The following is a 22,983-nucleotide window of genomic DNA, read 5'->3' on the forward strand; positions in this document are numbered from 1 at the left end:
CGCCCTGGGCTTCCAGGCGTTCGCGTGGCGAGCGCATCAACGCTCGAAGCGCAGCCCCTTAGGCACTTTCGATTCTCCGTGCGGGGCCCTCTCAGAGCGCCCGCGCGGTGCGGAAGTGCTCGAGGAGATGCACCCCGGTCGAGCCTGCGGTTACGTCTGGAATGCTGCTGCCGCGCTCGACAACGAGCACATCATCGCGAACGAAGGTCCTGCCGGCGACTTCGACCGAGCCATCCAGCACGAGCGCCGCATACCAGTCGCCGCGGCTACGCGCGGCGATCGTCTCTCCGGCCGCCAGCCGGGTGTCCCGGATCACGGCCCGGTTGGGATCGCCCGCTTCCCCGAGATCCCAGCTCCAGCCCGGCGCTAGGCGCGTCTTCCACATGCCCTCGGTGCCTTCGAGCGTGAGGCTCGAATGGCCCTCGTTGCGCTTGTTGATGCCTTCGCGCGGCTTGAAAACATGATTGCCGGTCAGTGTCGGGTGGTCGCGATATTCGGGGCCGTAGCCGCCCGGAGACAATGCCAGATCGCCGAAGATCTCGAGCATGCGGCAGCCCTTGGCGCCGATCACCAGCGGGCCGTATTCGATCGATGGCGCCGCGACGAATACGTCGCCGGTTTCCATGTACCAGTCGCCGATCAGGCAGCCCCCTTCCAGGACCACGACCACGGTCCAGCAATCGTGCCAATGCATCGGCCAGATCTGGTTGGGCGGCAGGCGGATGTCCGGCAGCCCCATGATGAAATCGTCGTGCTCGGTGCCGAGCATGACGATTTCGCTCCAGGTCTGGCCGCCGGGAATGTCGTTGCGGACGATCTCGTCGGGGCCGAGCATGCCGCCCGGATAGAGCCGGCGGAAGGAGACCCCGGGCGCAATCTCTTCGACCTGGAAATGCTTGGCCGGGACCATCGAGCGGACGGGGTGGTTCATGATCTATCCTCTGCCCTTGCTGCGGTTCTGCTCTTCTCGGCGCTCAGGCCGGGCTCTGTTCGAGCTTGCCGGCGCGCGGGCGGAGAACCGATTCCTCGCCGGGCTTCACGCCTGCCAGCACGATCCGCTGCATGCGCCGCGTGGCGGTATAGTCGGGCACCGCGTAGTGCTGGACGCCGCGGTTATCCCAGAAAGCGAGATCGCCCACGGTCCAGTGCCAACGCAGGGCGAAATCCGGCCGTTCGACGTGGCGGAACAGGAAATCAAGCACGGCGCGGCTCTCGAGCCGATCGAGCTCGACGATCCGGGTGACGAAGGATTCGTTGACATAGAGTGCCTTGCGCCCGCTTTCCGGGTGGACGAGCACGACCGGATGCACCTGCTGGCGGGCATTGCGCGCGGTATAGGACTGCTCGAAGGCGCCACCCAATTCGCGCATGCGCTCGACGGTGGGATCCACCGAATGCACGGCGGTGAGACCGTCGAGCATGCGCTGCATCGGCTCACTCAGTGCGTCCCAGGCAGCATACATGCTCGACCAGCAGGTGTCGCCGCCGAAAGGGGGAACCTCGACCGCGCGCAGCGCGGTGGCGATCGGCGGCTTCGCCAAGGAGGTGGTGTCCGAATGCCAGACGGCGGTGCCGTGGCGCGACTTGCTCATGTCGCCGATCATGACGTCCTTGGCGGTGTCATTTTCGGTGCCCGTCGACTCTTCCTTCAGCGGCACTCCGAAGCATTCCATGAAGCGCCAGTACTGGTCAGCGTCGATGTCCTGTCCGCGAAAGAAGATCACGCCATGATCGAGCAACAGCTGCCGTAACGCGCCAACGGTCTCCGCCGGCAAGGTCTCGCGAAGGTCGATCCCGCCGATGGCAGCGCCGATGTTGCCCGTGATCCGATGGACGGAAATGTCGGTTGCGGCATTCATAACAGGCGTTTTCCTTCTGCTGGAGCTTCGGTCTCGATGGTCATGCCGGATGGGCGGCCCAAGGCAGGCGGCGCGTCGACGATGCGATATCTTCGCGCCAAAAGCATCCTCTCCCTATCGAGGACCTCAGGGGCCTCTTTGATGCGAGTTTCGGCTTGTCCCGCCTTTGCGTCCAATGCATTTTGTGAAGATCCGTGATGAGGACAGGTAATATGGATCTTCGCAAACTGCGGCACGCCGTCGCGCTCGCCCGGCATCTCAATTTCACCAAGGCCGCCGATGCGTTGAATCTCACGCAGTCGGCGCTTTCCCGCAGCATCCAGTCGTTGGAGGAAGAATGCCAGCTCCGGCTGTTCGACCGGAACCGCAACGTCGTGGCGATCACCGCAACCGGCCGGGAGTTCATTCGTCACGCGCAGCTGTTGCTCGGCAAGGAAGCGGAACTGCTCGATATGATCAGCCATGCCGCGCGGGGCGATGGCGGCAACGTCGCGCTGGGCATGGCCCCCTTGGCCGCGCGGACGCTTCTGGCACCGCTCATGATCGATACAATCGACAATCCCGGATTTCGGGCCACCGTCACGATCGGCACGCCCAAGAAGCTGCTGCCGATGTTGCTCGACGAAAGCCTCCATATCTGCGTGTGCACGGGGCGCGAGATCTCTTCCAGCCCACTGTTCGTCAGCGTCCCACTGGCCCAATTCCCGCTGGCTATCGTGGTCCGTGCCGATCATCCGCTAACCCGCTCGCGGAATCTCATGCCGGCAGACCTTGAGCGTTATCCGCTCCTGCGAACGCGCTCGCTCGAACTCAGCGATGACGACGACCACGGATCGGTGCTGGAAGGCCTGCAGAAAGCGCCGTCGCTCACGATTGAGGACTACGATGTTCTGATGAAGATCACCTCGGGAAGCGACGCGGTCTGGCTGACGTCTCCGATCTCGGCGCACGAGGGCATAGCCAATGGCACTCTGGCGGCCATTCCCATTTCCTGGCTTCCTGAAGAGCCATTTGCGCAAATGACCGCATACTACCTGAAGAAGCGGACGCTTTCGCTGACTGCACGCAAAGTCTTGGATAATCTGGTGATGCTCAGCGAAGAGATATTTGGCTCGAAACCGATCGGAAATTGACCGTCCCGTCTTCGCTCCAACCCCCTCCCCCGCTTTGCCGCCAATCATTCCCCAAACTCATTTGAAGCGCCCTCAAAATGCATTGGACACGACCCCGCTCCTGCCGACACACTTCCTGACCGGTCAATGAACCGGAGGAATGGATCGGCGCTTCGGCAGATCGGGAGAGCACAACGTGTCAGAGATTTTCGCAGGTATCCGTGTGATCGACCTGACCCAGGGCATGGCCGGCGGGCTCGTCACCATGATCCTGGCCGACTATGGCGCCGAGGTCGTCCGGCTCGAGCCCCCGGGCGGCGATCCGATGTGGGAGCATCCGGCCTATCTGCTCTGGCAGCGCGGCAAGAAGAGCGTCGCGCCCGATTGGGACAGCGATGCCGGCCGGCAACAGGTGCGGCAATTGCTCGAAGGCGCCGATATGTTCATCGAAAGCCTGCGTCCCGGCGAAGCGGCGCGGCTCGGTCTCGGCTACGATAGTCTGCGCAGGTCCAACCCGGCGCTGATCTACCATTCGCTCGCGCCGTTCGGCCAGACCGGCCCCTACCGCGACTTCCAGCCTTACGATGGGATCGTCAACGCCAAGTCCGGCCGCATGCGCGACCAGGTCGGCTGGCAGCGCAACCGGCCGACGTTCCGCGCGGTCAACGACATCTCCTACCACACCGCCATGTTCACGCTGCAGGCGATCGTGGCCGCGCTGCGGGTGCGCGCGGAAACAGGCCGCGGCCAGAAGCTCGAAGGCTCGCTGCTCTCGGGCGCGTCTGCGCCGAACAACAACTGGCGCCTGTTCGACGGGCAGGAAATTCCCGCGGACCTCTATCCGGGCGAACTGTCGAAGGAGGATGTCGCCCGCGGTATCCTGACCGCCGACCGGCACGAATCCGATCCTCACACCGCGAACCCCAGCCAGATCTGCCTCGAGACCAAGGACGGCCGCTGGATCATGCATTCGCATATCCAGCAGGACCTGTTCGACGCCTGGATCGATGCCATCGGCTTTTCGTGGATCCGCGAAGACGATCGCTTCAAGACTGCGCCGAACCTGCCCAACCACGACGACCGGATCGCGCTCAACCTCCTGATCGTCGAGCGTTTCAAGGAAAAGACCGCGCTCGAATGGCGCGAAATCTACCGGCAGAACCCCGATTGCGCCGGCGAGATCATGCAGACCACGCAGGACGCGCTGCAACACGAGCAGTTCCGGGCCAACGGCCATGTCGTCGAAGTCGACGATCCGCGCGTCGGGCGGATGGAGCAGCTGGGCGCCTTCGCCAAGATGAGCGAGACGCCGGCGCGGATCGCACGGCCGGCACCGCGGCCGGGCGAGCATACCGCAGAGGTCTTCGCCGAGACCCTCCGCCCTGCCCCGCAGATCGTGCCGCGCGGGGGCAACCCGGCACGGCCGCTCGAAGGCATTACCATTCTCGAATGCGCGAGCTGGCTGGCCGCGCCGTTTTCGGGCGCGCTGCTGGCGGATCTCGGCGCGACGGTGATCAAGGTCGAGCCGCTGTCAGGCGATCCCTATCGCCGCATGCCGACCAACGAGAACATGGTCCGCGCCTTCCAGGGCAAGGAGAACATCGGCCTCAATCTCAAGAGCGAGGAAGGGCTGAAGATCTTCTACGAACTGGTGAAGCGCGCCGACGTCGTCATGCATAACTACCGCCCCGGCGTGCCCGACCGGCTCAAGATCGACTACGAGACCCTCAGGGCGATCAAGCCCGACATCGTCTATGTCTACGCCGGCTCCTATGGTTCGATCGGCCCCGACCGCTTCCGCGCCGCCTTCAACCCGACGATGGGTGCCTTTTCCGGCAACTCGGTATTCCAGTCGGGCGAAGGCAACACGCCCAAGGGCGACCAGTCGCCCGATCCAATCGCCGGCAGCGGCGTAGGCACGGGCATCATGCTCGGCCTCGCGGCAAAGGTGCTGACCGGCAAGGGCCAGTATATCGAGACGTCGATGATGACGTCCAACGTCTACTGCAACTCGGACGATGCCTTCAACTATGCCGGCAAGCCGCCGCGCCGCGTGCCGGGCAAGCACCAGTTGGGCCTGGAGGCGACCTATCGCCTCTACAACACCGCGGACGGCTGGATCTTTATCGCGGCGCAGTTCGACGGCGAGTTCCGCGCGCTGGTCACAGCGCTGGGCCGCGACGATCTGGCGGCCGACGAGCGCTTCGCAAGCTGGAAGTCGCGCATCGCCAACAGCGCGGCGCTGGAAGCGGAATTGGACCCGATCTTCCGCACGCGCACCGCGGACGAATGGGAAGCCCTGCTGCAGCCGCAGGACATCGGCTGCGTCCGCGCCGACAAGGCCTCGCACGTCCGCTTCCTGCATTCCGACCCGCAATCCGCGGCGATGAGCTTCATGGTCATGACGCAGAGCCCCGAATTCGCCGACAAGGCACCCGGCGGCCGCTACTGGCGTCATGCGCCGGTGGTGAATTTCTCGGACACGCCTTGCGAGGCAGGCAAGCCCTACGAAGGCCCCGGCCATCATACGCGGCTCGTCCTGCGCCGGCTCGGCTACGATGACGCCGCGATCGACCGCCTGGCGCAAGACCGCGTCGTCGGCCTCGCCAAGACAGTCGCCCGCGAGACGGCGTAGGTGGTGCGCTTGCGCCTCACTCCAGCAGCATCGCGGTCAGTTCGTCAGGCGTACTGAGAAACGGCAGATGCCCGGTATCGAGTTCGCGCCAATCTGACCGGAGGCGTTCGGCCGCGCGGCGCTGATGCGGCTCGCCCGGATTGGGACTGCGGCTGCAGCAGATTGTCGTCGCGGGCCACTCGTGCTGCCAGAAGCCGCAGTCTTCCATGATCCCGTTCATGGTGTCGTAGGGCTGGCGGGTCTGGCGCTCGCGCTCCCAGGCCTGGACCTGCGGCGAGACACCGTAGTCGCCGTCCGGCTGTTGCCGGATCTCCACCCCGAGCCCGTCGGACGACTCATAGGGCTCGTCCTTGTGCGGATCGTTCGGCCAGGCGTATTTCAGGCGTTCGCCCGGAAACAGCACGACCGCGTCGACGAAGGTGATGTGCGCGATGCGGTCACGCATCAGCGAAGCCATGGTAATTGCCACATTCCCGCCGTTGCTGGTGGCCACGAGGTGCACGTCCCGCAGATCCTCCATGCGCAGGAACTCCGCCAATTCGCGAGCCTGACTACCGATAGTAATTCCGGGCCGCAGCGAACCGCTGCGCTCACCGCAGCCGTCGAGCGACGGATGATAGACCGTGTGTCCGGCCGCGTTCAAACGGTCGGCTACCGGTTTCCAGATCCAGCCGCCCTTGAAGCAGCCGTGAATGAGAACATAGGTGCGTTTGCTCAATTACTTACCCTTTCCTCAAAGAGGACGTGCAGTGCTTGCGGACTGCGAAACGAAGCGCCCGTCACGACGGGCACGGGATAGGCGGGATTGAGGCGGAGATTGCCCAGCTCCGAGAGGATCACGTCCAGCCCGACATGCATTTCCATTCGCGCGAGCGGCTGTCCCAGACATTGGTGTGGGCCAAGTCCGAAGGCGATGTGACGCCTGTCAGTTCGATCGACGTCGAATATCTCGGGATCGGAATGTTCACCTTCATCCCGGTTGGCGGAGTTCGTCACGACGAGCAACGCCGAACCGGCGGAAACGGGGCATCCTTCAACCATTGCATCGCGTGTGGCAACGCGACTGACCATTGAGTTGGACACGTCCCACCGCAGCGTTTCTTCGATCACGGCGGCAAGTAGGGTTCGGTCGCTCCTGACCCGGTCGACAAGGCCCGGCGTGGACAGGATGGCAAGCAGCGCGGTGCTGGTCGCGCGGAAGGTGCTTTCGGACCCGGCCGGCAGAAGCAAACGCAGAAAACCATAGATTTCCTCGTCGTCGAGCCGTTCGCCGTCGATCGTGGAGTGGACGATGTCGCTGATCAGGTCGTCGCCCGGCGCGGCGCGGCGCTGCTCGACCAAAGGTTCCAGATAGGCCCGCATCTGTCCTGCGGCAGCCCGGCCCGTGGCCTCGTCCAGCATGCCGCGGTGGATGTCCTTGGCCCATTGCAGAAAGCGGGGGCTGTCCACGGCCGGTATCGCGCACATGCCGCAAATAACCTGAACCGGGAAACGGCTAATCACCTCTTCGATCAGTTCGGCACGGCCGGCCGCGGCAATCTCCGCGCAGAGCTCGGTAATGATCGGCCGGATCAGCTCCCGCTCCCACCGCGCAATCTGTGACGTTCGGAACGCGTGGGAAATGAGCAGGCGCCGCGAGCAATGACGCTCGCCATCCATCGCCAGGATCATGGGGCCCATGAAACGGCCGGTATGCTCGCCATTTATCGACGACGAGAAGGTTTCGGGATCGAGCAGGACCTGTTTGGCTCCCGCACGCGTGGTCACCAGATAGGTCTGTCGGCCACTTTCGTTCGGGCGGTCGATCGGCGACACGGGACGGGTCGCGCGCAAGCTGCGCCACATCGCGTGGGGCTGCTCGGGATCGAAATGTTGGAGAGCCATCTCCTCGGCCATCTATCCCCTCCCATGCGATAGCCTTGGCTTCGCGCCTATGACCGTCAGTTTCCGATCCCGGCCGGCTTACGTCCAATGCATTTTAAGATGCGCCGTCATGAGGATTGCGTCTGACCATTTCGGATCGTGAAAGCCTCCTATTCCCTGAACTCATGTCGAACCCTGCAAGAATGCATTGGACACGGAAGCGGCGGGATCACACGAACGCATTTGCAAAGAGAGGAGGCCGAAATGAGCAAGTTCAGCCCTCAAGACCGGGCTGACACCGGCGCTCGGACCGCAGCGGCATTGCAGGGCCCCGTCCCGGCCGAGCCGCGTACACCGGTCGAAGCGGCCTGGCGCGACTTCGTCTACGCCGAGGTCTGGACGCGGCCAGGCCTCGACAGGCGTTCGCGCTTCATCATCGCGATCTGCGGAGCGGCCGTCGCGCCGGGACCCGACCGCATCCTCGACGCCTATGTGCGGGGTGCGCTCGCAACCGGAGAATTGAATGTCTCGGAACTGCGCGAGATCGCCCTGCACCTGTCAGGCTATGCCGGCTTTTCGCAGGCCGCGCGGCTCGATGACGCGATCACGCGCATCGTGGCCGACCTGGGCGAGGAAGAGCCCGACCTTGAGCCGCTCCGCGGCGAGAGCTGGACGACTGAAACGCGTCAGGCCGAAAACGACGAAAGCTTCCGCAAAGTGATGACCACTGCCGGTCCGGGACACATCAGCGCGTTCTACGAGGCCGGCGTGATGAACTACTGCTTCGGCGAACTGTGGGCCCGGCCGGGGCTCGACCAACGCAGCCGCAGGCTGGTAACGCTGGTCGCCGCCGCCGATTCCCAAGCGCCGAGCGCCGTGCTGTCCCATACCTATTCGGCCATGGCGAGCGGCGACTTCACCAAGGAGGAGATGCTCGAATTCGTCGAGCAGTTCGCCGTTCACGGCGGTCACACGCGCGGATCGACGATGCAGGCACTGGTCTTGCAGATGGCGGACCGGATCGAGAAGGGTGGGTCCTTCACTATGAGCGTCAAGGACGGGCGCGGCTGAAACGCTGGCAGGCGACGCGCGCTCAAGCCCTCGACAGTTCAAATCCCTCGTAGCCAGCCTTAGTGATCTTATCGCACGTGCTACGATAAAACCCTACGCCACCAAGGTAAGGCATGAACTTCCGCGGCTTGCCGGGAACGTTGGCGCCCAGATACCACGAATCTGCCCGCGGATAGAGCGTGCCCAAAGCTACGCTCTGGACATGTTCCACCCACTCGCGCTCATAGATGCGATCGGCCTCGATGGAAGCTATCTCCCGGTCCCTGAGATAGATCATGCAATCCGCGATCCAGTCGACATGCTGTTCGATTGACTTGACCATGGCGCTGAGCGGACCGGGACTACCTGGACCTGTCACGAAGAACAGGTTGGGAAAGCCGGTCGAGGCAAGACCGAGATAGGTTTCCGGCCCGTCTGCCCATTTCTCGCGCAGCGTGACGCCGCCGCGGCCGGTGATGTCGATCCGCGCGGCGGCACCGGTGAGCGCGTCGAAGCCGGTCGCGAAGATTACTGCGTCGAAGGCGAGCTCGCCCTCGCTGGTCTCGATCCCCGCCGGCGTCATGCGCTGGATCGGCGTCTCGCGCAGATCGACCAGGCGGACATGATCGCGGTTGAACATCTCGTAATAGCCGCGGCCAAGGCAGGGTCTTTTGGTCGCGAAAGGATAGCTGCGCGGGGTTAGCTTCTCGGCCACCGCCGGATCGTTGACGATCTCTCGGATCTTGCCGCGGACGAATTCGGAGACCGCCTCGTTGGCCGCCTCGTCGGTGAGGATGTCCGAATAGGTCAGGCGCAACGCGAAAAGGTGGCTGTTCTCCCAGGCGTTGCGGAAGGTCTCGGCGCGTTCCTCGGCGCTGACCGATAAGGCCGATTGGGTGGGCAAGTCGTAGGGGATGCCCTGACGCGAATGGCGCGATTTCTCGTGACGCGCGGGCGAAGTCCGGCGAAATTCGTTCATTGCCGCGGCGTCGAGCGCATAGTTGATCATCGGCGCGGTGTAGTTCGGGGTGCGCTGGAAGACCGTCAACTGAGACACTGCATCGACGATCGCGGTCGAGGTCTGCACCCCTGACGAGCCGGTGCCGATCACCGCAACGCGCTGGCCGGAGAAGTCGACGCCTTCCTGCGGCCAGTTGCCGGTATGGTAGCAGGCACCGCGGAAGCTCTCGATCCCGTCGATCTCGGGCGGCTTCGGCACCGAGATCGCACCGCCCGCAAGGATGAAGAAGCGCCCTTCGATCCGCTCGCCGCTGTCAAGGCTGACGTCCCAAAGATTGCGCGCCTCATCGAAGGCCGCAGCGGTAACCCGCGTCTCGAAACGGATTTCCCGACGCAGGTCGAACCGGTCGGCGACATAGTTGAGATAGCGCAGCAGTTCTGGCTGCGAGGGATAGCGTTCGGACCAGTCCCATTCCTCTTCGAGTTCGCGCGAGAAGGAATAGCAATAGTCGAAGCTTTCGACGTCGCAGCGCGCGCCGGGATAGGCGTTCCAGTACCAGGTGCCGCCTACGCTCGGCGCCGCTTCGACCACGCAGACCGAAAAGCCCGCGTCACGCAGTCGTTTGATCAGGTAGAGCCCGGAAAAGCCGGCGCCGACGACAACCGCATCGTAGATGGCCATGGCTTCAGGCCGGAACCTTGCTCGGCGCCCGGATCGGCTCCTCGCCCGCCAGCTTGACCCGGTGCAGTTCGCGGCCGCAGGTTAGGTCGAACGGCACGACGCGGTGCATTGTGCCGGTGTTATCCCAGATCAGCACGTCGCCGACCTGCCACTCGTGGCGGTAGACATATTCGGGCCGCTCGGCGAGGTTCAGCAGCTTGCGGATCAGCGCGTCGCTCTCGTCCTTGGGGAGCCCCGGAATCGTGCGGATGGTTTCGCCCAGCAGCAGCGACTTGCGGCCGGTGCGGTGATGCCAGACCAGCGGATGGGTCGTCGCGGGGATCGCGCCCTCGCCCCAGAGCGAAAGCTGCCAGTCGGTCGGGTTCGGGAAGGCCTTGCGCTGGATGGTCTCCTGCGAGTGGACGCCCTGCAGCGTATCGAGGAAGTCGCGCTCATCCTCGGGAAGATCGTCGTAGATCGCGTAGGTATTGGCGAATTCGGTCTGGCCGCCTTCGGGCGCGACCGTCCGCGCGCGAAGGACCGAGGCGAGCGCCGGGTATTCCATGTAGGTGTCGTCGAAATGGAAGAAGTAGGTGCCTTCCGTGTACTCGGCGAAGATCGGGCTTTTCGTCTTGTCCGAAGAGACCTTGGTGATGTCGGTGCCATGCTCGTTGCGCGGCGTGCCGAGCGTCTTGGCGAACTGGAGCTGTTCCTCGTCGCTCAGGTCGTAGCCGCGGAACAACAGAACGCCGCGTTGTTCGAGCAGCGCCCGAATGTCGCCGGCGATCGAACCGTCGAGCAAGGTCTCGCGGTCCGTACGGACCTGGGTGCCGATGGCCGGTGTCAGGTCAACCGTGCTGAAAGTCATGCGTCCTGCTCCTGCGGCTCGAACACCAGGCCGGCGAGATCGCCCTGCTCGCGCCATTCGCGGATGAGCTGGTCGAAGGCCTCGTAGCCCGGTCCATAGGGTTCGCCGAAGATCGTATAGCGGGTCACCGCCAGGCCTTCGTTGTTGTTGTAGCCCGGCGTGCAGGCTTCCCAGAACTGCGTGTCGAGCATCAGGTTCTCGCGGATCGTCTTGACCCAGGCCGCTTCGGCTTCGGCGGTCGGCTCCACCGTCGCGGCGCCGCGCTTCAGGGCCTGGCTCAGCATGTAGGCGATATGCCGGCCCTGCTGGTCGTACATCAGCGTGGTCGAGCCCGAGACCCCGCCCTGCAGCCAGCCGGTGAAGAACAGCCCGGGGAAATTGTGCACGGTCATGCCGTGCAAAGTGCGGAAGCCGTCCTTCCAATGATCGTAGATCGACAGGCCATCGCGCCCCTCGATCACGTCGATGCCATAGCGGCGGCGCATGTCGGTGGTGGTCTCGAAGCCGCTGGCGTAGATGATGCAGTCGACCTCGTATTCGATCCCGTTCGCGACGATGCCGTTTTCGGTCATGCGCTCGATGCCCTTGGTCTCGGACACGTCGACCAGGCTCACGTTGGGCCGGTTGAATGCCGGCAGGTACTCGTCGTTGAAGCATGGCCGCTTGCACAGGAAGCGGTACCAGGGCTTGAGCATCTCGGCCGTCGCGGGGTCCTCGATCGTGTCATCCACGCGCTTGCGGATGCGTTCCATCGCGCGGTAGTCCTCGACCTCGCGCAGCGCCATCAGCTCGTCGAGCTGCATCTCGGGCCAGCCCGCGGCTTCACGCGCCGCCTGGATGTTGCGGTTGAGCTCGCTCCAGCCGTCGCAGATCAGGTCGACGTCGTCCTTGGCGAAGACCTCGTTGATCGCCGTGTGGAAGTTCCGCATCCGCGCCGCCTGCCAGCCCGGTTGCTGGCGCTTGGCCCATTCGGGGTCGGTCGGCATGTTGCCGCGCTCGTCGATGTAGGACGGCGTGCGCTGGAAGACGGTAAGGTGCTTAACGTATTTGGCCAGCGCCGGCACGCATTGCACCGCCGTGGCGCCGGTGCCGATGATCGCCACCCTCTTGTCGGCGAGCCTGTCCATCACCGGGTTCTTCCAGTCGCCGCCGGTATAGTCGTAGTCCCAGCGCGTGGTGTGGAAGCTGTGGCCCTTGAAATGCTCGATCCCGGGGACGCCGGGGAGCTTTGGCCGGTTCAATGGCCCCGGGCACATGACGATATAACGTGCGCGGATGTCGTCGCCTTTGTCAGTGCCGACATGCCAGCGCCCCAGCTCGGCGTCCCAGCGCAACGCATTGACCACCGTGCCGAACAGCGCGTGTTCGTATAGGCCGAAATACGTGCCGATCTTCTGACAATATTCGAAGATCTCGGTGCCGTAGGAATAGCGATCCTTCGGCATGTAATCCATTTCCTCCAGCAGCGGCATGTAGGAATAGGATTCGACGTCGCACTGCACGCCCGGATAGCGGTTCCAGTACCAGGTGCCGCCGAAGTCGCCGCCGCGGTCGATGATGCGGATGTTATCGACGCCTGCCTCTTTCAGCCGGCCGGCGGCGATCAGCCCGGCGAAGCCGCCGCCCAGCACGACGACGTCGATCTCGTCGGCCAGCGGCGCGCGCTCGGGAATCGGCTCGTAAGTATCGAATTCGAGGAACGCGTTCAGCTCGCCCGTGACCTCGATATATTGCGCGAAGCCTTCGGGGCGGCGGCGCTTTTCGGCTTCCTGGCGGTACTTTTCACGCAACGACGCCAGATCGATATCCGGCGTGTCGGTCGGCCTGCAGTTCATCATCTCACCGGGTCCGGGTTTTTGATTTAGGCGAACACGTTGTCATATTGGACGACACGATGTCCATTAAATTCTTGCATCGCGACGCCGCCCGGATCATTGTCCGCAGCGGGAGAGACATCGTCATGTTCAAGGTCATCTGGCTGTTGAAGCGCAAGCCGGGCATCACGCTCGACCAGTTCCGCGATCACTATGAAAACAGCCACGCGGTGCTCGGCCAGACCCATTTCGGCCATCTGCTGCTGTCCTATACGCGCAACTACAACGTGCGGGTGGACTTGCCCGAGAATGCCGATCCGATCGCCCGCGCCATCGCGTCGAAGCAGTCGGACCATGACTGCGTGACCGAATGGGTTCTGCGCGACGACCAGGCTCTGACCGAGGTCTTCGAGCTGCTGTTCGACCCGGTCATCGGCAAGCTGTTCCATGACGACGAGGAGCATTTCCTCGACCGCGATTCCGTGCGTCTCGTCGTCTGCGACGTGCATGCCAACCGGCCCGGCGACGGGAAAGAGGCAACCGCCCAACTTCAGGATAAACAATGACAGGCAATCCCAACCTCGCCATCCAGGAACGGTTCGTCACCGCCGTGTTCGCCGGTGACGCGGAAACGATCAGAGCGCTATGCGCCCCCCGAGTTCGAACTGAACGAAGGTTCGGGCCTGCCCTTCGCCGGTACCTACCGCGGCGCCGACGGCTTCCTCGAATTTCTTGGGCTCTTCAACGACACCTTCGACATCGAGCAGATGGCGCCCGTCAGGACCTTCATCACCGATGATCCCGACTGGCTGATCGGCGAACTGAACCTGCGCGCGACGCTGCGCGAGGGCGGCGAGCTGTTCGAAACTTCGCTGCTCGAGATGTGGCAATTCAAGAACGGCCAGGTGGTCAGCATCAAGCCGCACTATTTCAACGCCGTCCGATAGAGGCGGGTGGGAGAGAACGATGCCGGACTATGTCGAACGCACAGCCTACTACGCAGAGGCACCCCTGGCCCTGGTCATCGGCTGCGGCGGCCTGGGCACCTCGATCGCTCGCGCGCTCGGCCGGCGCCACGCCTTGCTGATTGTCGATCTCGACGGTGGACGGTTGGCTCAGACCGTCGCGACGCTGACTCACGACGGCTATACCGTCGCGGGACACCGGTGCGACATCACCGATCCCGCACAGACGAAGGCGCTCGGTGAGGTGCTCGCCAAAAGCCCCGGCATTCGCGCCCTGGCCCATGTAGCGGCAGTCGGCATGTCGATCGGCGACTGGCGCAAGATGATGGCGGTCGATCTCGTCGGCGCGCATCTGGTTGCCGAAGCGGCTGGCCCGCACATGGTGAGCGGCGGCGCGGCGGTCTTCATCTCGTCGCTGGCGAGCTACCTGCCGGCACGCGATGCGAAGCTCGAAGCGCTTCTGGCCGAACCGCAACGACAAGGTTTCCTCACGGCCCTCGCTGACCTCCACGGCAAGGAGCCCGATTTCGACTGGACCTACAACTACGCCAAGCTCGGCGTGAACATGCTGGCCGAGCGACTGGCGGTCGAATGGGGGCCGCGGCAGGTGCGCGCCGTCTCGCTGTCCCCGGGCATGATCGATTCGCCGATGGCGCGTGCCGAGGGCCCTACCCTGCCCAGCCACGACGGTACCGAAACCCGCGTCTCGCGCGGCGACAAGGCGCGCGAGATCCCGCTCGGCCGGCAAGGCTCGATGATCGAGATCACCAATGTCGTGGACTTCCTCGTCTCCGATGGGGCGAGCTTCCTCAACGGCATCGACATCCCGGTCGACGGCGGCCACCGCGCGGCCTGGCGGGCCAAGGGCGTGATCGACCGGTGAGCGACGGTTTCCAACCCGAGGGGCCGCTGGACCCGGTCGCCGCGCAGATCGCCGCCTTCTTCGCCGCCGATCCGGGCTGGCAGGAGATGACCTCCCGCCCAATCGCCGAAACCCGTGCCGCGATCCGCGCGGCGACGCCCGTCACCGGCCAGCCCGAGATGGAGTGCGTCGAGGATTTCCGCATTCCGGTGTCTGGCGGCGAAATCGGTTTGCGCCTCTATCGTCCGGGACCGCACCCATCGGCCATCATCGTCTGGGCACACGGCGGGGGCTTCGCGCTCGGCAGCATTGCCGAAATCGACAACTTCGCCCGCGTACTGGCCAAGGAAAGTGGCTGTGCAGTCGCCTCGGTCGAGTACCGGCTCGCGCCGGAACATCCGTTCCCGACCGCCGTGAACGACCTGTTGCGCGCCGCGAGTTGGGTCTGCGATCGGGTCGTCGCCCTGGCCGGCGATAAAGTGCCGATCATCCTCGGCGGCGACAGTGCGGGGGCGAACCTGGCCACGGTCGTGACCCGCAAACTGCACGAGACCACAGCCTGCAAGATAGCCGGCAATGTTCTGGCCTATCCCAATACCGATACCCCCGAAACACCGTCGCTCCGCCGGTTCGAAGCACCTTTCCTCGGCCTTCGAGAAATCGAGTTTTTCCTCGGCCTCTATGTCCCCGATACCTCGCTGCATCGGCATCCCGATTTCGCGCCGCTGTATGCGCCCGGCCTCGAACTGTTGCCGCCGACGCTGATCATCACAGCCGAGCACGACCTCCTCACGGAACAAGCCGAGGCTTACGGGCAAGTCCTGGCGGCGCGCGGCGTGCGGGTATCGATCATCCGCCATCCGGGCATGATCCACGGCTTCGTGACGATGGACGCTTTCTTTGCCGGTGCAGCCGGACTAGCGATGCGGCAGATCAGCCACTTCGTCCGAGGTCTCGGCAATCCATGAGCGAACGCCGCGACCGGGCACCGTCGGTCAAATACCAGACCCCGCTGCGCGAGGCCCAGCGGGACCTGACCCGTAGCCGGATCGTCAATGCCGCGCGCAACCTCTTCTACGATCAGCACTTCGACACGGCGACAATGGACGAGATCGCCGTGGCCGCCGGTCTGCGGCGATCGACCTTGTATCTCCACTACAAGGACAAGTCCGAGATCCTGCTGGAAGTCATCACCGAGTATGGCGCCAAAGCGAAGAACATGCTGGCAACCATGCCAGGGCCAGATCCCACCCTGGCGCAGATGGAAAGCTGGGTCCGCAAGGTCGCGCGGTTCATTGCCAAGGAGCGGGTTCCCCTATCGATCATCGTCGAGGTTCGCCGCAAGCACGCCCATGCCGCGACGCTCGATGTCCTGACCAACGAACTTCTCGACAGCATGGGCGCGAACAACGCGCCATTCCGCGATATCGGCAATGCCAAGGCCGATGCGGCGCGACGAGCTCGCGCGCTGATGTTGCTCCAGGAACTGACCTACGCGTGCGAAATCCACCTCGAAGACACCTCGGATGCCTGCGGGCGGGAGCTGCTGCTCGTCGCAGCCAAGGATCTGCATACGTTTCTGATTACCAGCAAGCGCACTGCCGCCGCATCATAGTGTGGCGCCGGCCTATTGCTCGAATTCGATAGGCAAGGTCCGGATGCCCCAGGCGCCTGCGCGAAAAGGCCTCCAGGTAACCTCACCCGCAAGGCGCGGACGAGCGAGCCGCTGGGCGACGAGGTGCAGTCCTTCCTCCATTTGCGCCATGGCGAGATACTGGCCGAGGCAGATGTGCGTGCCGCGCCCGAAGGCGAGGTGGCGTGGCTGCTGCTCTCGATCGGGATCGAATACCATGGGATCGCGATAGGCGGCGGGATCGCGGCCGGACAGCGCGATGGCAAAGCAAATGTAGGTGCCCTTGGGGAAGCGGATGCCTTCGTACTCGACGTCCTCGAACAGCGTCCGGCTGGGCGAGACGACCGAGGTATGGCGCAGCGATTCCTGGATCACGCGGCGGCAGTATTCGGGCTCGCGGGCACAGCGTTCGAGCAGGTTGGGACGATCGAGCAGCGCGTACATCGTCAGGGTCAGCTCGTTCTTCGAAGTGTCGAAGCCGGCGAGTAGCAGCGTGATAAGGAGATCGCGCAACTCGTCGGCGTCGAGCCGTCCGACCTCCTTCGCCTCGATCAGCGCATCGAGCAGCAGGTCGTCCTCACGCGGCCCGCTGGCCTCGCGCTCGGCGATGAGATCGGCGGCGAAGCGGCGCAGCAGGTCGTAGGCCCTGGCGATGTCCAGGAAGATACCGCGATCCATCGTCATGCAGGCCATCTGCAGGTCCAGCGCATCGCGGATCTCGCGCACCGGGCCGGAATCGACCCCGAGCAGGCCGCACATCACCGTGATCGGGAAGTAGGAGGCGAAATCGGCAAAGTCGAAGGCGCCGCGCGGTGCCCATTCGTCGAGCAGTTCGCCGATCACCTGGCGCATCAGCGGCCGCGTGCGGTTGGCGTGGCGCGGGGTGAATGCCGCGGCAACGCTGGCACGCAGGCGGTCGTGGCGCGGCCCTGAATTGGTCGCGATCTGGTCGCGCATGAAGCGGCCCCAATCGGTCTCTTCGGCGCCGTAGTATTCGACGAGGCCCGAGAAGTGCGGCCCCATCCTGTCGTCGCGGTAGAGCAGTTCGCGCGTCGCCTCGAGCCCGTGAACGACGTAGCCCTTGCTGAATTTCGCCAGCCACGGATGCCGCACCCGCGCCGGCTCGAGAAAACGCATCGGATCGGCGGAAAATTCCGCGCTTTCGATCGGCAGTTCGGGCAGATCGAGATCGGAAACCAGCATCGCTAGATCGACGCGAACAGCGCGTAGCTGCGGTCGCCGGCCCCCCGCCTCACCCTTCATCGTCACCGTCGTGCCCATCGGCCCCGGCTTGATCCCGCCGCCGTCGTCGTATTCGCGGTACCATTCGAACAGGATTGTCTTCTCGATGATGCGCCATTCGTCATCGCGCTTCTCGAAGCGGTCGAGATAGCGGCCGCAGATGATCAGGTCGCCGGGCGGCACCTCGCCGCGGCCGTCGCCGTGGGCGACGTGGTAGCCGTAGAAGCACGATTCCGAGGCCGCGCGGTCGCCGTCGATGCGGATCACGCTGTTGGTGATCAGGTGCATCATCCGGTCCCAGTTCTTCAGGCCCGCGGGCACCGAGAAGCCGATGAAGTCCGCGGGCGGGCCCGAGAACAGCTCGCCGACGATCCGCGCGTCTGGCCAGAACACCTCGCCCAGCAATTCGGCGTCGCCGCGGTCGATACCCCGGCTGTAGAGGTACATACAGTCGGTGATTGCCTGCCGGTCGGCCGCCTCGGCGCGAAACTTGGCTACTTTCTCGATCATTCCGTCCCCCGAACTGGCTTTACGCCTAGCATATTAGTGAGCGTGCCGGGGGCAAGGGTCCAGGGTCTCGACCGGGTGCGACAGCGCGTGAACAATTGCCGCCACCCCGCCGAAGCGGATAGCATCGCGAATCAAACGAACGAAAAGAACGGGACGAGGGACCATGGCCGCCGCGAGCAGCTATTTCTTCAAGATCGACGGCCCGCTGCTGGCGCCGCCGCCGCACGGCACGATGAAAGCCTGCGGCTTCGTCGAGGGCGTCGGCAACCTCGTCGGCCGTCATGGCGGGCGGCTGGAGCCGGTGATCGAGCGCCACGGCATCGACCCGCTCGCCGCGCACGACCCCGACTATGCGATCCGCTGCACCAGCGCCGCCGCGATCCTCGACGATTGCAGCCGCGCCTTCGACGACCCGCTGTTCGGCCTGCGGCTCGGCGAAAGCCTGCAGCCGGAGGTCTATGGCGCGCTCACCTCCTATGCCCGCGTCGCGCCCGACATGCGCCAGGCGATCAGGGTCCTGCTCGAATTCATGCCGGTGATCTACTGCCCCGGCGCCGACGTGGAATTCGTCGCCGGCAGGGAGACCGCCGAATTTCGCTGGCGGTCCAATGCCGATTTTGCCTGCGACGAGCAGGCCAACTATCTCGGTCAGTCGCAGGTGCTGCGTTTTCTCCAGGGGCTCGCCGGACCCGGCTTCCGGCCGAGCGCGGTCGCAGTCACCTCGCAGCCTTCGCGCCGCGACATCGAGGTGATGGAGCGTTTCTTCGGGTGCAAGGTCCGCGGCGGCGCCGCGGCCAACCTGATCGCCTTCCCCGCGGCCCTGCTCGACGCACGCAACACCGCGGCCAATCCCATCCTCTTCGGCCTGCTCGGCAGCTATTTCGACCAGGTCCGCCGTTCGGCCGAAGGGAGCTTCATCGACGAGGTCCGTGCTTTCGCCCGGGCAACGCTCGCCACCGGCCACTGCACGATCGAGCGCTGCGCGGTGAAGCTCGAAGCCTCTGCGCGGACGATCCAACGGCGGCTGATCGAGCAGGGAATGCGCTTCTCCGAGATCGTCGAGGAGGAGCGGATCGAGGCGGCCAAGCGCGCGCTCGGCGCGACCGGCCATTCGCTCGCCGACATCGCACTGGGCCTCGGCTATTCCGACCAGAGCAGCTTCGGCCGGGCCTTCAAGCGCTGGACCGGAGCGACGCCGCAGGCCTTTCGTGCCGCCCCGTCCCGTTTTGTATAGCCCCTGTCGCGAACGGAAGAGACCTCCGGCGCGCGCCGGGCGATCCCTCGCCACGATGGGAGGGACCGATGGACGCTGCTGACGCAATCGCGCTCGAGGATGCGACGCTCGCCGACGAGGCCGTGCTGCAGAACCCGTTCCCCTTCTATGCCCGCATGCGCGAAGAGGATCCGGTCCACTACGACAAGACGCTCCATGCCTGGCTGGTCGCGCGCTACGCCGACGTGCGCACGGTGCTGCTCGATGCCGATACCTTCTCCATGGAGCGCGGCTGGAGCACCAACTATGCGCACGGCTTCCTCGAAGAATTCGTGGAGATCCTGGAGCGTGATGGCGGCGGCTTCTTTCCCGACGTGATCATGACCGACCCGCCGCGGCATACCCGCGTGCGCAAGCTGATGGAGCAGGCCTTCACCGCGCACCGGGTCAAGGCGCTCGAAGCCGCGATCACCGAGCGTGTCGTGCGCTTCCTCGATGCCCTGCCGCCAGCGGGCACCATCGACGGAATCAACGATCTCGCGCTGCCGCTGACGATCGACATCCTCGCCGAGCAGCTCGGCATTCCGCATGAATACCAGACCAAGATCGAACGCTGGACCCTCGCTTTGTCCGCCCAGGTCGGGCGCATGCAGAACCGCGAGGAAATGCAGCAGAACGCCGCCGACATCTGCGAAATGCAGCAATATATCATCGCGATGATCGAAGAACGGCGGCAGGCACCGGGCAACGACCTCGTCTCCGATCTCGTCCACGCGCGCAATCCGAGCGAGGACCGTCCGGTGCTCGATTTCGCCGAGCTGGTCGCCTGCACCCGCGCGCTGATCGGCGGTGGCAGCGAGACCACGGCCAACGGCATCGCCGGGCTGTTGCTGATGATCGCGACGCGTCCCGATGCGGCGGCGCGTCTGTTCGCGGATCTGGAAGACAGCCGCACGGTCAACCGCTTCGTCGAGGAGGCGCTGCGCCTGTTACCGCCGCCGCGCGCGCTCTCGCGGGTGGCGACGCGCGATACCGAGCTCGGCGGCGTGGCGATCCCGGAGAACGGCCAGGTCCTGATCATGTTCGCTTCGGCCAACCGCGACCAGCGCCAGTTCCCCGAACCCGAGGCGTTCGACATCGACCGGCCCAACCTGATCGGCCACGTTACCTTCGGTGCGGGCATCCACCGCTGCGTCGGGCTGGCGCTGGCGCGGATGGAGATGGCGGTGGTCGCGCGCGAGGTGTCGCGGCATCTCGACATCGGCCTCGCGGTTCCGCTCGAGGACATCGCCTACATCCCCTCCACGTCCAACCATTCGATGCAGCGCCTGCCACTGACCTACCGGAAAAGGGAAGCCGCATGACCCGGCAGATCATCCTCCACCAGCTGTGCGCCACGGGCGTCGACCCGGCCGACTTCGTCCGCATCGCGGCGGACAACGACTGCCGGAACGTCACCATGTTCGCCAACAACGGCAACAGCACCCTGCCCAATTCGAACACCGGACTCAGCTATCCGACGACGATCACGGCCGAGTCCAAGGCGGAGGTGCGGCGCGCGCTGGCCGATGGCGGGGTCGCGCTCGACGGCGTCGAGTTCTTCCCGATCACCGCCGAAGTGGACTTCGAGCTCTACAAACCCGCAGTCGCGCTGGGGGCCGAACTCGGCGCAAGGCGCGCCGTCGGCCACGTCTTCATCCTCGACGATGCGCTGGTGGTCGATCGGCTCGGCGAATTCTGCGATCTCGCCGAAAGTTTCGGCCTGAAATTCACCTCAGAGTTCTGCCCGATGACGGCCGGCAATCCGTCGCTGGCGCGGGCAAAGTGGCTCATCGACCAAGTGGGGCGCGAGAGCTTCGCCATCGGCGTCGACATGCTCCATGCCGTCCGCAGCGGCGTGACGGCGGCGGACCTCGCCGCGCTCGACCCGCGCTATTTCGGCATCGTCCAGATCTGCGACCACATCGGCACGCACCAGTCCGGCGATTACATCAAGGAAGTGCACAACCGCGAGGTTCCGGGACAGGGCGGCCTGCCGCTCCACGAGCTGCTGAACGCCGTGCCCGCGACGATGGCGATCGAGGCGGAAGTGCCCGCCGCGCATCGCCGCGCCGCCGGCGTCACCGCGGCCGAGCATGTGCGCGACGTGCTGGCCGGGACACGCGCCGTGGTCGCCGGCCTGACGCCGAGACGCTAGGAGAAGCGGCATGGCGAACGAACTGGCAGGCAAGGTGGCGGTGATCACCGGCGGGGCGACCGGGATCGGCCGCGGCATCGTCGAGCTCTTCGCCGAGGAAGGCGCGCGCATCGTAGTCGGCGATGTCGACGAGGCGGCGGGCACCGCGCTCGCCGCAGAGCTTGGCGACAGGGTCCGCTTCCAGCGTACCGACGTGGCCGAACGCGAACAGGTGGGGGCTCTGGTCGACCGCGCCATTTCCGAGTTCGGGGGGCTTCACGCGATGGTCAACAACGCGGCGATCTCGGGCCGGTTCGTCAACCGCTTCCTCGACGACGATCTCGCCGACTTCGACCGCGTCATGCACGTCGACGTCGCGGGCACGATGTACGGCACCCAGTTCGCCGCGCGGCACATGCGCGAGAACGGCGGCGGTTCGATCGTCAACCTCAGTTCGATCGCATCGCTCAATCCCGGCTTCGCGATCGCGATCTACCGGGCGGCGAAGGCGGGCATCAACAATTTCACCCGGTCGATGGCGATCGACCTCGGCGAGTACGGCATCCGCGTCAACGCCATCGCGCCAGGGGCGGTGCCGACGAAGATGGGCAGCTTCGCCGATCCCGCGCTGCCGCCCGAGCAGTCGGCCGAACTGGAACGCCAGCTCGACACGGCCTGGCTCGCCAGCCAGCCGATCAAGCGCCGCGGGGCTCCGCGCGACATCGCCAACGCCGCGCTGTTCTTCGCCAGCGACCGCTCGACCTATGTCACGGGCCAGGTCCTCGGCGTCGACGGCGGCGGCACGGCGGGCGAGATGACCAACCGCAATGCGATGATGACAAGCATCCGAGACGCGTTCTACCGTGACTTGAAAGGCTGAAGGGACGCACCGATGGTCTATCTGCCGAGCCGCAACTACATGCAGATCGCCTGGGTCGTGCCCGATCTCCACGCCGCGATCGAGCACTGGGCGCGGCAGGCCGGCGTCGGGCCGTTCTTCTACTTCGACGATGTCGTCTACGAAAACGCGATCTATCGCGGCGAGCCCTGGCAGCCGGTGAAGTTCCACGCCGCAATCGCGCAGGCCGGGGCGATGCAGATCGAATTGATCGAGCAACTCGAGGAAGGCCCCTCGATGTTCCGTGAACTGGTGCCGCCGGGCCAGAGCCGGCTCCACCACATGTCGACTTATACCGACGACTTCGAGAGCGACCTCGCGCACTACCGCAAGAGCGGCGCGGAGATCGTATTCAGCGGCCTGATGAAGGGCGCGCCGGTCTGCTGGCTCGACACCACCGCCACGCTCGGCTTTCTAACCGAGCTTATCACCGCCAATCCGATCAAGGAGCAGGTCTTCGCGATCTTCAAGGAGGCCGCGGCGAACTGGGACGGTGATGATCCTATCAGGCGGCTTTGAGAGCCGGATCGATCGGACGAATACAAAACCGCAACAACCCGCTCTTGCCCGACCGACTTTGTCGGCGCTACTTGAATTTGGGTACGGCGAGCGCCGCTCTTCCGGCACGAACGCACCGGCGAAAACGCTGGAAAGCCTGTTGC

21 protein-coding genes are annotated in these 22,983 nt (G+C 64.9%); 13 read left to right on the forward strand and 8 right to left on the reverse strand.

Annotated features, from left to right (window positions below):
• Positions 1–91: 91 nt before the first annotated feature.
• Together KRR38_RS11210 and KRR38_RS11215 are read right to left on the reverse strand one after the other, a co-directional pair.
• Positions 92–931 (reverse strand): hypothetical protein, encoded by an 840-nt coding sequence (locus tag KRR38_RS11210; protein WP_217401455.1) that lies wholly within the window; start codon positions 929–931, stop codon positions 92–94.
• Between the two features lie 43 nt (positions 932–974).
• On the reverse strand, positions 975–1,859 hold the full coding sequence (locus KRR38_RS11215) for a TauD/TfdA family dioxygenase (RefSeq protein WP_217401457.1): 885 nt from the start codon (positions 1,857–1,859) through the stop codon (positions 975–977).
• A gap of 212 nt (positions 1,860–2,071) precedes the next feature.
• Here KRR38_RS11215 and KRR38_RS11220 point away from each other — a divergent pair, with 212 nt between their 5' ends.
• A complete protein-coding gene (locus KRR38_RS11220) occupies positions 2,072–2,992 on the forward strand; it encodes a LysR family transcriptional regulator (protein WP_217401459.1) in 921 nt (306 codons plus the stop codon).
• Between the two features lie 175 nt (positions 2,993–3,167).
• Positions 3,168–5,606: a CaiB/BaiF CoA-transferase family protein gene (locus KRR38_RS11225; RefSeq protein ID WP_217401461.1), complete on the forward strand. Its 2,439-nt coding sequence runs from the start codon at positions 3,168–3,170 to the stop codon at positions 5,604–5,606.
• A gap of 16 nt (positions 5,607–5,622) precedes the next feature.
• Here the strand turns inward: KRR38_RS11225 and KRR38_RS11230 are convergent, their stop codons facing one another.
• Together KRR38_RS11230 and KRR38_RS11235 are read right to left on the reverse strand one after the other, a co-directional pair.
• On the reverse strand, positions 5,623–6,324 hold the full coding sequence (locus KRR38_RS11230; RefSeq protein ID WP_217401464.1) for an alpha/beta fold hydrolase: 702 nt from the start codon (positions 6,322–6,324) through the stop codon (positions 5,623–5,625).
• Positions 6,321–7,502, reverse strand: coding sequence for a cytochrome P450 (locus KRR38_RS11235; RefSeq protein WP_217401466.1), 1,182 nt, complete (start codon positions 7,500–7,502; stop codon positions 6,321–6,323). Before KRR38_RS11235 ends, KRR38_RS11230 begins: the two co-directional genes overlap by 4 nt.
• A gap of 231 nt (positions 7,503–7,733) precedes the next feature.
• Between KRR38_RS11235 and KRR38_RS11240 the strand changes: the two genes are divergently transcribed.
• Complete coding sequence (locus KRR38_RS11240) at positions 7,734–8,540, forward strand: carboxymuconolactone decarboxylase family protein (RefSeq protein ID WP_217401468.1); 807 nt, start codon at positions 7,734–7,736, stop codon at positions 8,538–8,540.
• A gap of 22 nt (positions 8,541–8,562) precedes the next feature.
• Here the strand turns inward: KRR38_RS11240 and KRR38_RS11245 are convergent, their stop codons facing one another.
• From KRR38_RS11245 to KRR38_RS11255, 3 genes are read right to left on the reverse strand one after another with little or no spacing between them, the layout of a single operon-like run.
• Positions 8,563–10,161: an NAD(P)/FAD-dependent oxidoreductase gene (locus KRR38_RS11245; protein WP_217401470.1), complete on the reverse strand. Its 1,599-nt coding sequence runs from the start codon at positions 10,159–10,161 to the stop codon at positions 8,563–8,565.
• 4 nt (positions 10,162–10,165) lie between these two features.
• Positions 10,166–11,008 (reverse strand): TauD/TfdA family dioxygenase, encoded by an 843-nt coding sequence (locus KRR38_RS11250; protein WP_217401472.1) that lies wholly within the window; start codon positions 11,006–11,008, stop codon positions 10,166–10,168.
• On the reverse strand, positions 11,005–12,846 hold the full coding sequence (locus tag KRR38_RS11255) for an FAD-dependent oxidoreductase (RefSeq protein ID WP_254514757.1): 1,842 nt from the start codon (positions 12,844–12,846) through the stop codon (positions 11,005–11,007). Before KRR38_RS11255 ends, KRR38_RS11250 begins: the two co-directional genes overlap by 4 nt.
• Before the next feature lie 56 nt (positions 12,847–12,902).
• Between KRR38_RS11255 and KRR38_RS11260 the strand changes: the two genes are divergently transcribed.
• Genes KRR38_RS11260 through KRR38_RS11280 form a run of 5 tightly spaced genes read left to right on the forward strand, consistent with a single transcriptional unit; the run spans position 12,903 to position 16,264 of the window.
• Positions 12,903–13,388: an EthD domain-containing protein gene (locus tag KRR38_RS11260; RefSeq protein WP_217401474.1), complete on the forward strand. Its 486-nt coding sequence runs from the start codon at positions 12,903–12,905 to the stop codon at positions 13,386–13,388.
• A gap of 54 nt (positions 13,389–13,442) precedes the next feature.
• Positions 13,443–13,769, forward strand: coding sequence for a nuclear transport factor 2 family protein (locus KRR38_RS11265; protein ID WP_217401475.1), 327 nt, complete (start codon positions 13,443–13,445; stop codon positions 13,767–13,769).
• 19 nt (positions 13,770–13,788) lie between these two features.
• On the forward strand, positions 13,789–14,670 hold the full coding sequence (locus KRR38_RS11270) for an SDR family NAD(P)-dependent oxidoreductase (protein WP_217401477.1): 882 nt from the start codon (positions 13,789–13,791) through the stop codon (positions 14,668–14,670).
• Positions 14,667–15,617: an alpha/beta hydrolase gene (locus KRR38_RS11275; protein ID WP_217401479.1), complete on the forward strand. Its 951-nt coding sequence runs from the start codon at positions 14,667–14,669 to the stop codon at positions 15,615–15,617. Before KRR38_RS11270 ends, KRR38_RS11275 begins: the two co-directional genes overlap by 4 nt.
• Positions 15,614–16,264: a TetR/AcrR family transcriptional regulator gene (locus KRR38_RS11280; RefSeq protein ID WP_217401481.1), complete on the forward strand. Its 651-nt coding sequence runs from the start codon at positions 15,614–15,616 to the stop codon at positions 16,262–16,264. The genes KRR38_RS11275 and KRR38_RS11280 overlap by 4 nt, the downstream gene beginning before the upstream one ends.
• 12 nt (positions 16,265–16,276) lie before the next feature.
• Here KRR38_RS11280 and KRR38_RS11285 read toward each other — a convergent pair whose 3' ends face one another.
• Positions 16,277–18,034 carry a cytochrome P450 gene (locus KRR38_RS11285; protein WP_217401486.1) on the reverse strand — a complete coding sequence of 586 codons (1,758 nt, stop codon included), beginning with the start codon at positions 18,032–18,034 and terminating at the stop codon, positions 16,277–16,279.
• Positions 18,035–18,197: 163 nt separating this feature from the next.
• Between KRR38_RS11285 and KRR38_RS11290 the strand changes: the two genes are divergently transcribed.
• From KRR38_RS11290 to KRR38_RS11310, 5 genes are all read left to right on the forward strand, one after another.
• A complete protein-coding gene (locus KRR38_RS11290; protein ID WP_217401487.1) occupies positions 18,198–19,268 on the forward strand; it encodes an AraC family transcriptional regulator in 1,071 nt (356 codons plus the stop codon).
• A 68-nt stretch (positions 19,269–19,336) separates the two neighbouring features.
• Positions 19,337–20,611 (forward strand): cytochrome P450, encoded by a 1,275-nt coding sequence (locus KRR38_RS11295; RefSeq protein ID WP_217401489.1) that lies wholly within the window; start codon positions 19,337–19,339, stop codon positions 20,609–20,611.
• On the forward strand, positions 20,608–21,444 hold the full coding sequence (locus tag KRR38_RS11300) for a sugar phosphate isomerase/epimerase (protein WP_217401491.1): 837 nt from the start codon (positions 20,608–20,610) through the stop codon (positions 21,442–21,444). The genes KRR38_RS11295 and KRR38_RS11300 overlap by 4 nt, the downstream gene beginning before the upstream one ends.
• A 10-nt stretch (positions 21,445–21,454) precedes the next feature.
• Positions 21,455–22,303 (forward strand): SDR family NAD(P)-dependent oxidoreductase, encoded by an 849-nt coding sequence (locus tag KRR38_RS11305; RefSeq protein ID WP_217401495.1) that lies wholly within the window; start codon positions 21,455–21,457, stop codon positions 22,301–22,303.
• A 12-nt stretch (positions 22,304–22,315) separates the two neighbouring features.
• On the forward strand, positions 22,316–22,840 hold the full coding sequence (locus tag KRR38_RS11310; RefSeq protein ID WP_217401498.1) for a VOC family protein: 525 nt from the start codon (positions 22,316–22,318) through the stop codon (positions 22,838–22,840).
• The last annotated feature ends 143 nt before the right edge of the window (positions 22,841–22,983 follow it).

It is taken from the genome of Novosphingobium sp. G106 (genome assembly GCF_019075875.1).
Lineage (GTDB): Bacteria > Pseudomonadota > Alphaproteobacteria > Sphingomonadales > Sphingomonadaceae > Novosphingobium.